Origin of the sequence: Thalassotalea crassostreae, assembly GCF_001831495.1 — a bacterium.
Lineage (GTDB): Bacteria > Pseudomonadota > Gammaproteobacteria > Enterobacterales > Alteromonadaceae > Thalassotalea_A > Thalassotalea_A crassostreae.
In genome coordinates this window covers 1,444,416-1,458,764 of sequence record NZ_CP017689.1, presented here as the reverse complement: position 1 = coordinate 1,458,764, position 14,349 = coordinate 1,444,416, and the positions used below count along the sequence as shown (strand labels likewise).

The window sequence follows — 14,349 nt, the reverse complement described above, 5'->3', positions numbered from 1 at the left end:
ATTGTTACAAACGTTGAACCGCAGAAAATAAAAAAGCCTCTTGCGAGGCTTTCTTTAAATGTAAACGCGTATCAAATTATGGCGCAGGAACAACTTCTTCCTCTTCAGGAACTGCTCCAATAACTATATCAATAGGTGAGAATACGTTAGTGAAGCCTGCTGGCGTTGTTACTTGAATAAGCAAGCTACCCGTTTTAGGTTCATCTTCACCTTCAATTGAAACACTAAACGATCTACCACCGTTGTGATTATCATTTGGCCATTCAAATGTATCTGGTCCAACAATGCTACCTGCTGTCGCCGTAAATTCAATGATAGTGCCTTTAGGCATAGGCTGGTTATGTAAATCACTAATAATAACACTCGCCCAACCAGTATTTTCACCAACTATGTATACTGTTGTTTCATCCAATAATGGATCTGGAGTAAAGTCCGGATCTAAATCGATTGCATTACCAGTACCGTTTGGTGCTAATTGAGCGTTACTGCCCGACATCACGATCACGATTTGTTCTCTGATATTAATTGATTTTACATCAGAACAGTTGGCAGAATTATCGGCAAATTCGGGTCTACGACCATCAGAACATAAGCTTCCGTTATATTTACTATCTGCTATATCGTAATCACCTTCATTATCAAAATCGAAAAACTCTTCGTTAGCCGCGCCTTCAACCGACGTATCAAAGATACCGTCTTCATTATGATCAACAAATGCTTCAGGCAAATCATATGGACGACCCGAAACATCCACACCATTATTGAAATTAGTAACTTCGTCACCAAGGTCAAATAATCCATTACCATTTGAATCAGCAAATGATTCCTCGCCAATAGCTGTCGCAAGAACAGTTGCACGACCACCGACCATTCGACCTAGTTCAAGATCAATTGGATTGATTACCTTCGGTTCACTATTTGGCGGAAGATTATCAGGGTCAGTGAATTCTGGACCTTGCGGGCGTGGATTTTGGCTTGTCCAAATTACATTACACTCCCCATTTGCAGTTACACATGAAGGTTCAATTGATCCACCTTCTGTTGTAAAAGATACAGCGGTACCATCTGGTACAGGGTTATTGAATGCATCAGAAAGTCTTGCAGTAACAATTACTTGAGTGCCAAAGACATCCCAACCTTCAGGGTTATACTCTGAAGCTGTTAAAGTGAAACTATCTTGGTCTGGAATACCTGTCGATATAACTAGTAGACTTGACTGTGAAGATATTAACGGTAAAGAACCGTTAATGCTGGCAGTAACACGCACTGGTGTGGCAATGGTTCCAGAATTTACTATTGCTGTTACTATGCCACCTTCACCAGTAGTTGCTGACATTTGCTCTAAATTGACACCGCCGGTTGTTGTATTTAATTCAAAATCAACATCCGCACCTTCAACAGGATCACCAAATTTATCCAATACTCTAAATTGAACAGCAGCAGTTTCCAATCCACCGACGCCTTTTAAAGCTATAGTTTCAGGAGCAACATTTATAAACTCAATACTTCCGACATCAGCGCGCAGTACATTTACTATTAAATCTTCTGCTAGGTTTAAACCACCTGCATTTGCTGTAATGTTTATTAAATCATCATTGATACAACCTTTAGCCAAATAGGTACTTGAAGCTGTACCATTATTTGTTGTAACCGGGCTATTTAACGTTGCATCCCCCGACAATACACAACTTGAGCTAAAGTTAACTTCGACTGGTAAAGTATATGGCGCACCATTTTCATCAACAATATCAACAGAGATAACGGCTGTTCCGCCTGCTGAAATTGAACCTACAGGGCCTGTAACGTTAACCATACTTAAGTTATTAGCTCCAACTACTAATAGTTTTTCGCCAGACTCTCCATCCTTTAAAGTTGCAGTAACCGTGCCCGCACCTAAATCGTTACCGGAATATATATCAACAAATGCCTGGTTCGCACCATCTGTAATTGCGGTAGGAACTGGAATTTCACCGATATCGGTTGTGAATGTAACAATGGTTGGAGAATCAATTCCAAAGACTGTAGCAATCAAGCGACCTGGAGTAGTTGCATTAATAACAGTTATATCATTGCCTGTATTTGGATCGACCAAGTTGACCTGAACACTAATACCATCCGCTTGGTCACCTGCTGTAACAAAGCCGATTGTCGCTTTTTCACCACTCATGCTTGTCGCAGTTACAAGACCCGCACCTTCAACGCTACCGGCTGTTAATATAATTGTCGCATCACCATTACTATCGGTTAGTGCTGTGCCACTTTTTGGATCTAAGAAACCTAATGTACTCGAGAAAGAAACGACTTCGCCAACTACTGGTCCATCATCATTGACAATATTCGCTGTTAAAATAGCAGAATTAAGGTTATCAAGTGCGGTATTTGAAATTGATAACGTAATAATTTCGCCGCCTGCTGTTTCATCCCCAGCGGTTTGGAAATTTACACGCGCAGTAGAACCACTATCTATGGTTGCACTTGCTACACCAGCACCTGCATTTTGGCCCGCTGTAAGTACAATCGTAGCAACACCAGAGCCATCCGTTAAGGCTGTGCCTGACTCAGGGTTAAGGTGACCTAATGTTGCTGCAAAGTTTACAATTTCACCAACAACAGGATTATTATCACTGTCAACAACTGTGGCAATTAAAGTAGAGTTATTTGTACTGTCTAATAAAGTGTTTGATAAGGTTAACGTGACTTTATTTCCTACTACTGGCAATGCATCGCCAAGAGTACTAAATCCTACAGAGTCAAATTCGCCGCTCGATAAAGCAGCCGTAACAATACCAGCACCTTCGATAGTACCCGCATTAAGTGTTATTGTTGCATTACCAAATGCGTCCGTTAATCTCGAACCTGAGGCTGGGTCTAAAACGCCTAAAGTGGTTGAAAAGTTAACAACTTCACCAGCAACATTACCATCTTCATCAGTAACATTTACCATAATAGATGCTGGAGAACTTGCACTAACATTTTGATTAGAGATACTCACCGTAACTTGCTTGCCAGCTAATTCTTGGCCATCACCTTCCGATGAAAAACTTACTTCACCGTAGATTCCGTTAGGCGTTGTTGCTCTGATTGTGCCCGCAGATTTTACATCGCCAGCATTTAATTGAATTGTTGCTTGACCTTGATCGTTAGTTAAGGTTTTACCAGATTTTGGAGATAAACTTCCCACATCTGTGGTAAATGTCATAACTTTACCTGCGACATCATTGTTTACTAAATCACTCAATGTCGCCGTAACAGTTACCGGAGCAGCTGCTGTTACATGGGAATCAGAAAGCGTCACTTCAACAATAAATTGAGCATCATTACCTGTGCCATCAATGTCATTAGGGTCGACACCGTCACCGGCAGTTTCGAACCCAACGGTACCAGATTCACCTGAATCAATTGAAGCAGTAACTGTACCTGCGCCTTGTACAGCGCCAGCTGTCAAAGTAATAGTCGCAAATCCGTTATCATTAGTTAATGCTGTAGGAGATTCAGATGCAAATGCGCCAAGATCAGATTCGAAAGAAACGACAATACCACTTACTGGTTTTCCGTCGGTAGTAACTTTGGCCACAACCTCAGCTGGATTGGATACATCAACAAAAGTATTATTAATACTAACATTAACAACTGTTATGATGTCGGTTGGATTTTCACCCGGATCGATGTTTTCTTCGCCGCCTATTGGATCACCGTCACCACATGCAGACAACAAAAACGTGAAAATTAGAAGGTAGAAAAATTGCTGGAATTGCTTCATAAAAAGCGCTCTCCCTGAGTTTATTTTTATTATGACTAAACTCATCTTAACCGATTAATTACAAAATAGTTACCCTTTAGCACAAAAAAAACATAGTCCTAAGTGATTTAAATAGACAATAATGAGTACTATGCTTAAAACTACACATTCTAATTAACAAACTGTTAACATTGAACGTCTTAGCAGTTATCGTCATAGTAGTATTAAATCTATTTCAACTAACAAAGTGGTTATTATGAATAAAGAAAGCGCGAATAGTTTAACTCGCCGAATAGTTATCGGCATGCTTGCCGGTATTTCTCTTGGCTGGATTTTCCAGTGGTTGTTACCGACCAATGGTGATTTACTTATCCCATTAGGATTCTTTGATTTTGCCGTAAGAGGCTTTTTCGTTGACGGTTTATTTGAGATTGGTGGTCAAATATTTGTGACCAGTTTGAAAATGCTTGTTGTCCCTCTCGTCTTCGTTTCAATAATCTGCGGAACTTGCTCCCTAACAGATACCTCAAAACTCGGCCGCATTGGTGGTCGCGCTATCGCTTTATATCTATTGACCACAGCAATCGCAATTACCATTGCCATTGGCGCAGGCTTATTATTCAACCCAGGTGAAGGAGTTAATATGGCAGCAGGTACAACCTTTGCTGCAACTGAAGCACCATCGTTAACACAAGTTATTATCGACATGTTCCCAAGCAACCCTTTTGATGCATTTGCCAAAGGTAATATGTTGCAAATTATCGTATTCGCCTTGTTATTCGGTATCGCTATTGCACTAGCAGGTGACGCAGGTGAGCGCATTGCTAAGCAGTTTGAAGATTTTAACGAAGTAATTATGCGTCTCGTTGTTATCTTAATGAACTTAGCACCATACGGCGTATTCTGCTTGATGACGACATTATTTGTTGACTTATCATTGTCCGACTTTGGTAGCTTAATAAAATACTTCTTCGTTGTCTTTGGCGTTCTTGTTGTGCATGCATTAGTTACTTACCCTGTAATTCTTAAAGTATTAACCGGTTTAAACCCGATTATCTTTATTAAGAAAATGCGTACAACAGCGTTATTTGCATTCTCAACGGCAAGTTCAAACGCAACAATTCCTTCAACGATGAATACAGCAACGAAAAAATTGGGTGTTCACAATTCAATTGCCTCATTTACTGTTCCTATGGGCGCAACCATCAATATGGATGGAACTGCGATCATGCAAGGTGTGGCGACGGTGTTTATTGCCCAAGTATTTAACGTTGATTTGACTATCACTGACTTCTTAATGGTTATCCTAACTGCTACTTTAGCGTCTATCGGAACCGCCGGTGTACCAGGGGTTGGTTTAATCATGCTTGCCATGGTACTTGCACAAGTTGGCCTACCAGTAGAAGGTATTGGTTTAATTATTGGTGTTGACCGATTACTCGATATGGTTCGGACAGCGGTAAACATTACTGGTGACTCGATGGTGACATTAGTTGTTGGTAAATCAGAAGGTCAATTTGATGAAACCATCTATAATTCTGCAGATGATACTAGTCGAGACCGTATCGACTTCCACCATTTGAAAGATTAGTAGCCTGAATTAGGTGTAGAGCTAAGCAGAAGTTTAGGTCTACACTCAGGTATTCCTAAAACACTAAAAAGGTCGCAATCGCGACCTTTTTTATTGTCTAGTTTTAACTAGTTTGTTTTTGTTAACTCACCTATTTTGAGCTAGCGCTTTATCAATCTATCTCTTTATCACAAATAACGATTCAATCAACGAACTGACGTTTAAATTTCGACGGGCAAATTTTTGTCCTGAGAGATTTCGTTGTGTTACCTTTTCAATTGAGAACTCCGCAAAAAGTTCATTAATTTCAGCACCTGTCACCGAAAATGGTGGACCTGTGAGTTCATCAACGGGGTATTCAAGAGTCAATAAGAATAATCTGGTATCATTGCCGATAAAACTCTTTAAGTGGTCAACATAGCGCTTACGCATAGCCTTAGGCAACGCAATAATGGCAGCTCGATCATAGATCCAATCAAACGAAGCTAATTGTTGAGGACAAAGCTCGAAGAAGTCACCTTGATAGATGCTTATGTTGTGCTTATGAGGATTTTGATGTGGCGCTGATTGATAGCATTTAAATGCTTTTTCAAAAGATACTTCAACGCTTAGATTATTATCAGCAAAAAAGTCCTGACAGGCAATGTCGCTAAGCTCATTGCCAACGACGTCGAACCGCTCTGCTAAGAACAATAAATCACTACTTTTGCCACACAGAGGTACGAAAACACGCTTATCCGATGGACGTATAAGCTCAGGAAGGTACTTTACCATTAAAGGTTGTAATTCATCTTGATGAAAACCGATGTGGGATTTCTCCCAGCATTCATGCCAAAATGTAGACTCCATTGAATCTAGCCTTCCTGATTATTTTTGTTCTCTAGAAAGCACTCTACAAAGTGCTTAACTTGGGAAAATACGATTATTTTGCCAAAGTTTACCAATAGTGTTTTCGATGCCAATAGACGCTGCTTTACCGAGTTTTTCTGATAACCCCTTGCGAATAACGTATTTGATTGAAACTACTTTCTTTTCTTTAGCACTTAGGTGCATGTAATCATCGCTGGTTTGAATATCATCTACTAAACCAAGCTCTTTTGCTTTAATGCCAAACCAATGTTCACCGGTGGCAACTTGAGCGATATCTAAGCTTGGACGATGCTCAGCAACGAAATCCTTAAATAACACATGTGTTTCTTCTAATTCTTCAACAAACTTTTCACGACCTTTGTCGGTGTTTTCACCGAACATGGTTAACGTACGTTTGTATTCACCAGCCGTTAATTGTTCAAAGTCGATATTATTTTTCTTTAACAATTTATGGAAGTTAGGAATTTGCGCTAATACGCCAATCGAGCCAAGAATAGCAAATGGCGCTGAGATTATTTTGTCAGCAACACAGGCCATCATGTAGCCACCACTTGCTGCTACTTTATCTACAGCAACTGTTAGCGGGATGCCGCGCTTTTGCAAACGATCTAACTGCGATGATGCTAGGCCATAACCATGCACCATACCGCCGCCAGACTCTAAACGAACAAGCACTTCATCGTCAGCCGTTGCAACCGTTAATACCGCAGATACTTCTTCTCTTAAGCTTTCAACTTCTTTTGCATCAATGCTGCCTTTAAAATCAAGTACGAATAAACGAGGTTTAGTCTCTAAAGTGCCCTCTTTCACAGCTTTCGCTTGTGCTTTAGCATCCGCTTTTTCTTGTTTCTTTAATTCTTTTTCATGAACTTTCAGTTCATCTTTGGTTAACAGGTGTTCAACCAATTCATGTTCAACGTCTTCAAATTGTTTTGATAAGTCAGTAACTTCTAACTCACCTTTTTTATTCTTTTGCTTGTGCGCTGCTCCTGCAACTGTTGCGACAATGGCAATAATGGCGATTACAAATGTGATCGCTTTCGCGAAAAATAAGCCATATTCATACAAAAATTCCAAGTTAATCTCCTAAAACCTGTTAAAACTTTCCAAACTTTCCATACTAGATAGCGCAGGTAAAAGTGTGGGTAAAATTATTATGTTTCGATTTTACACGAATAGAATAAAAAAAGGAGGCGTTAGCCTCCTTTTTATTCAATAATTTAGCAACAAATTATTTCAACACTAAATCTGCATCATTTACTTCAATTTTTGTACCTTTATACATGAAGTAGTTTGCCATTTGTGTTTGCATTTCTTGCGTCACTGCCGCTTCATTAATTGACTCAGGTTGTGGTGACGGGTCAAGCAATGAACCATGGTTACCATTAACAAACTTAACTGCTGCTGAAACACCATTTTCATCTTCAACATAAGTTGAAATTACTGGTAAGCCTAATAATGAAATTAGTGCATTAGAACCAGCTAATTGGTTACCTTGGCCGTCAGCTTTAGACGGGATAATCTGATCTTCAAGGTTATCCATACCATTACCTACCACAGTATGAACTAGGATATTTGAACCATTGCTTTGAACTGTGCCTGCAAAGTTAATCGGGTCTGCAGAATCTAAAATAGATTGCGTTGCAAACGTAAACAGTGCAAAGGAGCCATCAAATGCTGAAGCCATTCCCGCTTCTTCAAAAGCAACCCAAGCAGCAGTGTAGTCATCACCAAAGCCAGACGCTACAGCAAAGTTTCGGAAATCTTCAGAGCCAGACGCCGCAAGTAAACCTTTGATTAATGGACCAAAAGATGGAGACTCCATAAGGAAGTTACCAATACCGCCACCAGGAACTGATAATGTCGCTGCATCAACTTTAAACTTAGGATCGATAGCTATAGCTGGAACACCAGGAATAGAGTCACCAACAGTGGTATTCGTCATTGCTAAGAAAGCAACACCAGTAATTGAACCAAGTGATTGGCCAGTGTAGTACACTTCATTGCCATTGATACCTTCATCAACACCCATAACCGTATTTAATGCCATACGAAATGCTAATGTATCGGTAATACTTTGACGCATATTACTCAATCCAGTAAGTAATGAACCTAAGTTCAAATATGCTACAGGATCAACCACTGCGTTCATCGGACCGTAACCACGAGAACCGTGTAATGGATGATCGATAGCAGCTGTTGCAAAACCAGCCATTGATAATGCACCAGTGATCGCCAACATATCTTCTTTAGAGCGGGTAATACCGTGTTGGTACATCACTACCGGCCAGCCATTTTCAGGCACTTCTAATAGTGGCATACCTTGTTTGCCACGAATCTTGTTAACCTCGTTGATATCTGGTGTAGTCATTAATACGTCAAGATTTTGACGTTCAACCAATGCAGGAATTGGGTTAAATTTAGTTAGGTTACGGTCGGTATCAATACCGATATCTCGTAAACCAAATGCCATACAGAACCCATCGTTGGCACTGATAGGCCCTTCTGGGATCATTGCCGGATCTGCGCCTGCCAACATAGCACCTGAATCACAATTCGCTTTCCATGGTGTATTAACCGGTGCCGCAGGGTTAGCTTCAGTTGGTACTGCTGAGTAGTAACGAACGTTATTAACAGAACCTACGTGTACTTTCGCCGCTGTATAAATAACACGAGGATCCGTTTCGTCAACAATTTCAAAACCCAATAAATCTGCTGCAGACTGACCAATATACTGAACACCAGTGTACGGTGCAGTGCTCGGGTCAGCTAAATCGCTTACAATCAATTTTTTAGCAACGTCTAATACATCAGTAGTTGATTGCGTGGTCATTGCCATTGTGTAGATGATGCTTTCACGTTGAATGCCAAACTCTTCAGCAACATTTTCATAACTATTGATGATAGCTTGCAATCCACGTTGTGCAGGATCTGCTAATGGACTTGCATTGATATCGTTTTGCATTAGATCATAAGTTGTAGATGGGTAGATTTGATTACCATTGGTATCTTCTAGACGATCAGTTAATGCAACGATATATGTTGTTTTTGGTTTTAATGGTTTTAACGGTACAAACGCTAAATCATCGCCTAATGCTTGAATAAAGTAATCTTCAGTAATATTCAATTGACGAACAGTTTTACACACTAGAGATGGATTAATTTCAGCACAATCTGGGTCTTCTAGGTTCGCTCCCATAACCACTTCGTATACTGAAACCGCATTACTGTTGTATACGGCAGAAGGGTCAAGGCTAACACCGTCAGCAAAATCAAAACCAATAACAAATGGTTGGTTAGTTGACCAACCATCAAGGGCATTAGCCGCAACTAAAGGATCTGATAAATCGGTCGGATCATCAACCGGTAAGTTTAAGGTAAAATCTGCAGTGTTAGCAGTCGTCGGAGAGAATAATAAATCATTCGGGTAGGACAACAAACCGTTTGATGGGTCAAATGTAACGCGCGATGCTGATAAAGGCGCAGTAGATTGAGTACCTGCCTTGTTATTCTCGGCCTGTACATCTGCAATGGTTTCGTCATCACACGCTGTAAGACCTAAAGTGGCGGTAACCGCCAGACTAACGAGTAGTTTATTCATTTTTTCTCCCCAAAACGAAAACTTCTAAATGCTATTTATTATTATTTTTCAGCATTAATGTATTTAATTAGTTTTACTTCACCAGTCAAAGAAAGTACAAAAAGCACTCATAAGACCAGTAGTATTTTCTTCTAAGTTAGCGCAAGATTAACTTTAATTCTACTTATATTTTAATTTCCTTAAAATATTAACGAAATCACCATTCTACATTGACAAATTTTTAACAAATGAAATTTTTTAGTCGAATCCGGCGGTCGCAAAAGGTAGAATAGCGTTAAGTTAATTTTTCAAAGTAAAACCCTATGTTCAAATATCAAGCCCCAGAAAATTGTCTCTCAAATAAAACCATTCTCGTCACTGGTGCCGGCAGCGGTATAGGTAAAAGCGCAGCGATTCACTACGCAAAATACGGTGCAACTGTGATCTTATTGGGTAAAACCGTAGAAAAGCTTGAACAAGTGTATGATGAAATCATCGCTGCAGGCTTCGCTGAACCAGCAATTGTACCGCTTGATATGAAAGGTGCGACAGCACAAAACTATAAAGATATGGTCAACACAATCATCAGCCAATTCGGTCAAATAAATGGCGCATTGCTCAATGCGTCTATCTTAGGTGAATTAACACCATTTACTCAAATTGCTCAACAAACCTGGGATGATGTAATGCAGGTAAACGTCAATGCACAAATGCAGTTAGCGCAAGCGTTGATTCCCGCGATGGTGCAGAGCGATGCTGCCTCATTAGTATTTACTACCTCTGGAGTTGGCAATAAAGGTAGAGCATTTTGGGGCCCATATAGCGTATCGAAATTTGCAACCGAAGGCATGATGCAATTAATTGCCGATGAGTATGAAGGTTCAAGCTTACGTTGCAACGCTATTAACCCCGGCGGCACAAAAACTAAAATGCGAGCAAGCGCCTTCCCTGCTGAAGACAAAACAGTATTGCCTGAAGCTGATGAAATCATGCCGTTATATCTGTACTTAATGAGCGATGATAGCGTCGGAGAAAACGGAAAGCGCATTAACGCCCAACAGTAATCCAAAGCTTTAAAATAAGTAGGGTCAGATCATACTTTATTTCGAAATAAAGTATGATCTGACCCTACTTATGCTTTCTAGGTTAAATAGCCCATGGTAATACGAGGGTTGCCACCAAAGTCAGTGAATGTTTGGATCTGCTTAAATCCGTAATCCGATAATAATTGCTGCACTTGCAGATGTTGTTCAAAACCATGTTCTAAGTATAGTTGTCCATTTACTGCTAAATGCTGTCGACTGATATCGATAATATGCTTAATATCTGACAAGCCGTTTCCGTTCGCAACTAAAGCCGATTTCGGCTCAAAACGAAGATCACCTTCAGTTAAATGGGTATCGTTTTCATCGATATAAGGAGGATTAGAAACGATTACATCAAAGCGTTTATCTTTAGCAACGGCTGAAAACCAATCACTTTGATAAATCTTAACCTGAGATAATTGCAGATGTTTGGCATTATTGTTTGCTAATAACACCGCCTCATCGTTAAAATCCAACGCTTCGATTTGCCAATGTGGTTGTTCACTGGCAAGCGCTAACGCAATTGCCCCGGTCCCTGTGCCTAAATCTAATACTGATAAGTCATTGGTAGCATCTGCATTATTGTCTAACACCGCTTCTACCAAGGTTTCAGTATCTGCGCGGGGAATTAATGTACAGGGTGCTACGAAAAACTCTAATGACCAAAATTCACGTTTTCCTGTGATATACGCGACCGGCTCACCTTTTAATCTGCGTTCGATAAAACTTAACATCAATTCGCTTTGTTCTGCGCTCAAGTGCTTTTCAGGCCAGGTAGATAAATAACTTAGTGGTTTATCAACAACAGCAGAAAGTAACGCCCTGGCATCAATTTTTGCATCGTCTTTATCTAAGTTCTCAGAACGTAAAAAGCAGTTTTTAGCGTGTGCTAAAAACTGCTCTATGGTATTTAATTCAGACATAGTGTTTAAAACGTCTAAATTTAGTTTTGTTCAGCAAGTGCAGCTAATAAATCAGCTTGGTTCTCTTGCATAATCGGCTCTAGTACCAACTGTAAATTACCTTCGATCACTTCATTTAAGCGGTAAAGCGTTAAATTGATGCGATGATCTGACATTCGACCTTGAGGGTAGTTATAAGTACGAATACGTTCTGAACGATCACCTGATGCAACAAGGCTACGACGTGAAGACTCTTCTTCACTACGACGTTTATCATCCTCTTGTTGCTGTAAACGAGCCCCTAAAACTGACATCGCTTGCGCTCTGTTTTTATGTTGTGAACGTTGATCCTGACACTCTACGACTAAACCCGATGGAATATGAGTAATACGAATAGCAGAATCGGTTTTGTTAACGTGCTGACCACCAGCACCCGATGCACGGAAGGTATCAATTTTTAAATCTGCTTTGTTAATTTCAATCGCTTCAGATTCTGGGATCTCAGGCATAACAACAACTGTACAAGCAGAGGTATGAACACGGCCTTGAGATTCAGTTTCAGGTACGCGCTGTACACGATGTCCGCCACTTTCATACTTCATTTGACCATAAACACCTTCACCGTTAATTTTAACAATGATTTCTTTATAGCCGCCATGCTCGCCTTCGTTCATGGTAATGACTTCAGTTTTCCAGCCTTGTTTTTCAGCGTAACGGCTGTACATACGATATAAATCACCGGCAAAAATCGCCGCTTCATCACCACCAGCACCGGCACGAATTTCAACAAAACAGTTGTTATCGTCATTAGGGTCTTTCGGTAGTAACAATATTTGTAATTCTTGTGACAGAGTTTCTATTTGCGCTTTTGCTTCTTTAAACTCTTCTTGTGCCATGTCTCGCATATCAGGATCGTCATCTTTTAACATTTCCTGAGCCATAGCAAAGTCATCTTCTGCGCCTTTGTAATCGCCAAATACTTTAGTAACGCTTTCCAATTGAGAAAACTCTTTAGACAACGCTCTGAATTTTTCTTGGTCACCGATCACATCGGGATCTGACAATAGCGCTTGTACTTCTTCAAATCGTTCTACGAGTATTTCAAGCTTTTGATATACAGAATCTTTCATTTAATTATTTTCACCAAAAGGTTAGGTTTTAAGTTGGTTTCTTCGACTACTCGGTTTAAATCTAGTTATCTTTCTTATCTAAATCAAAAACATCGTGAAGATAGATTATTTTATCAAGCTCGCCGCCTTGGGCAGCCTGTTGAATAGCACGCGTCGGTGCGTGCATTAAATTATTCGTTAATTTCGTCGCCATTTCTGCTAGAACTGCTTCAGGATCTTTATTATTAGCCAGCTGTTGTTTCGCTTTGTACAGCAGTTCATCACGCTTAGATAAGCATTGGTTGCGATATGAAATAACAGCATCTTGAGTATTTAATCCTCGTAGCCATGCCATAAAATCATCGCTTTGATTACCAACGATTTTTTCCGCCTGCTCTGCCGCCTTACGACGGTTTTCCATATTTTGCGCAATAATACCCTGCAAATCATCGACGGTATATAAAAATACGTCTTCAAGCTCGCCAACTTGTTCTTCAATATCACGAGGTACGGCAATATCGACCATAAATATTGGTCGGTGACGACGCTTCTCTAATGCACTTTCAATCATACCTTTACCAATGATAGGTAATGTAGAGCCAGTAGAACTAATAACGATATCAGCGTTGCCAATATGCTCAGGTATTTGTGCTAGAGTAATGACGTCCGCACCAATACTTGTTGCCATTTCTTGAGCACGAGCAACGGTTCGGTTAGCGACGGTAATTTTACCTACTTTGTTGTCATACAAATGTTTGGCAACCAACTCTATGGTTTCACCTGCGCCAATAAGCAAGACATTCGACTTTTCTAATTTAGCGAAAATATGTTTTGCTAAACTCACCGCCGCAAACGCTACCGATACAGCACTCGTACCTATTTCGGTTTCTGTTCGAACTTGCTTAGCAACGCCAAATGTTCTCTGGAACAAACGTTCCATCACCATTTGCATTGAGCCCGCAGCTTTAGCCTGTGAATACGCCTGCTTCATTTGCCCTAAGATTTGTGGTTCACCCAAAATAAGTGAATCTAAGCCACACGCAACGCGCATCATATGATTGACCGCTTGTTGGTTATGATGCCAATAAAGCGTTGGCGAAATCATACTCGCAGGAACATTATGATAATTTTCCAACCAACCAGTGATATGTTGTTGTACTTCAGATAACGGCTTATCTTGAACAAAATAAAGCTCTGTTCGATTACAGGTAGAAAGAATGGCTGCTTCTTTGCAATTTAATTGCTCAAGCATTTCTTGTAAGGCGTGGGTTAAGTTATCAGGAGTAAAAGCCACCTTCTCACGCACAGAAACTGGCGCGGTTTTATGGTTAATTCCAACTGCAAAAATTGACATAAATTTAGATAAACTGCCTGTTAACTTAGTTCATTCATTTAACTTTAATTACACTTGTTTAACTAAAGAACTGAACTATTACTTGTATTAACTTGTTAAATATTTATCATATTTAACATAATACTCATTACATATAGTTT

General features: G+C 40.0%; 9 protein-coding genes. 2 read left to right on the top strand and 7 right to left on the bottom strand.

What is annotated here, in order from left to right; genetic code table 11:
* Positions 1-76: 76 nt before the first annotated feature.
* Complete coding sequence (locus LT090_RS06325) at positions 77-3,760, bottom strand: beta strand repeat-containing protein (protein ID WP_068545105.1); 3,684 nt, start codon at positions 3,758-3,760, stop codon at positions 77-79.
* 235 nt (positions 3,761-3,995) lie between these two features.
* Here LT090_RS06325 and LT090_RS06320 point away from each other — a divergent pair, with 235 nt between their 5' ends.
* Positions 3,996-5,330: a dicarboxylate/amino acid:cation symporter gene (locus tag LT090_RS06320; protein WP_068545104.1), complete on the top strand. Its 1,335-nt coding sequence runs from the start codon at positions 3,996-3,998 to the stop codon at positions 5,328-5,330.
* 156 nt (positions 5,331-5,486) lie between these two features.
* Here LT090_RS06320 and tmpT read toward each other — a convergent pair whose 3' ends face one another.
* From tmpT to LT090_RS06305, 3 genes are all read right to left on the bottom strand, one after another.
* A complete protein-coding gene (gene tmpT, locus LT090_RS06315; RefSeq protein WP_068545103.1) occupies positions 5,487-6,158 on the bottom strand; it encodes a thiopurine S-methyltransferase in 672 nt (223 codons plus the stop codon).
* Between the two features lie 54 nt (positions 6,159-6,212).
* On the bottom strand, positions 6,213-7,256 hold the full coding sequence (sohB, locus tag LT090_RS06310; protein ID WP_068545102.1) for a protease SohB: 1,044 nt from the start codon (positions 7,254-7,256) through the stop codon (positions 6,213-6,215).
* A 154-nt stretch (positions 7,257-7,410) separates the two neighbouring features.
* Positions 7,411-9,780 (bottom strand): VolA/Pla-1 family phospholipase, encoded by a 2,370-nt coding sequence (locus LT090_RS06305; protein ID WP_068545101.1) that lies wholly within the window; start codon positions 9,778-9,780, stop codon positions 7,411-7,413.
* 302 nt (positions 9,781-10,082) lie between these two features.
* Between LT090_RS06305 and LT090_RS06300 the strand changes: the two genes are divergently transcribed.
* Positions 10,083-10,823, top strand: a complete 741-nt coding sequence (locus LT090_RS06300; protein WP_068545100.1) for a YciK family oxidoreductase — start codon at positions 10,083-10,085, stop codon at positions 10,821-10,823.
* A 77-nt stretch (positions 10,824-10,900) separates the two neighbouring features.
* Here LT090_RS06300 and prmC read toward each other — a convergent pair whose 3' ends face one another.
* From prmC to hemA, 3 genes are all read right to left on the bottom strand, one after another.
* Entirely contained in the window at positions 10,901-11,767 is an 867-nt protein-coding gene (prmC, locus tag LT090_RS06295; RefSeq protein ID WP_068545099.1) for a peptide chain release factor N(5)-glutamine methyltransferase, read from the bottom strand.
* Between the two features lie 20 nt (positions 11,768-11,787).
* The gene (gene prfA / locus LT090_RS06290; RefSeq protein WP_068545098.1) at positions 11,788-12,876 is read right to left on the bottom strand and encodes a peptide chain release factor 1; all 1,089 of its coding nucleotides are present in this window, start codon (positions 12,874-12,876) and stop codon (positions 11,788-11,790) included.
* Positions 12,877-12,937: 61 nt separating this feature from the next.
* Positions 12,938-14,209 carry a glutamyl-tRNA reductase gene (gene hemA / locus LT090_RS06285; protein ID WP_068545097.1) on the bottom strand — a complete coding sequence of 424 codons (1,272 nt, stop codon included), beginning with the start codon at positions 14,207-14,209 and terminating at the stop codon, positions 12,938-12,940.
* Between the last annotated feature and the right edge of the window lie 140 nt (positions 14,210-14,349).

Coding starts and splice junctions, on each gene's coding strand:
- LT090_RS06325 (WP_068545105.1), bottom strand. CDS start 3,760: ATGAAGCAATTCCAGCAATTTTTCTACCTTCTAATTTTCACGTTTTTG.
- LT090_RS06320 (WP_068545104.1), top strand. CDS start 3,996: ATGAATAAAGAAAGCGCGAATAGTTTAACTCGCCGAATAGTTATCGGC.
- tmpT (WP_068545103.1), bottom strand. CDS start 6,158: ATGGAGTCTACATTTTGGCATGAATGCTGGGAGAAATCCCACATCGGT.
- LT090_RS06305 (WP_068545101.1), bottom strand. CDS start 9,780: ATGAATAAACTACTCGTTAGTCTGGCGGTTACCGCCACTTTAGGTCTT.
- LT090_RS06300 (WP_068545100.1), top strand. CDS start 10,083: ATGTTCAAATATCAAGCCCCAGAAAATTGTCTCTCAAATAAAACCATT.
- prmC (WP_068545099.1), bottom strand. CDS start 11,767: ATGTCTGAATTAAATACCATAGAGCAGTTTTTAGCACACGCTAAAAAC.
- prfA (WP_068545098.1), bottom strand. CDS start 12,876: ATGAAAGATTCTGTATATCAAAAGCTTGAAATACTCGTAGAACGATTT.
- hemA (WP_068545097.1), bottom strand. CDS start 14,209: ATGTCAATTTTTGCAGTTGGAATTAACCATAAAACCGCGCCAGTTTCT.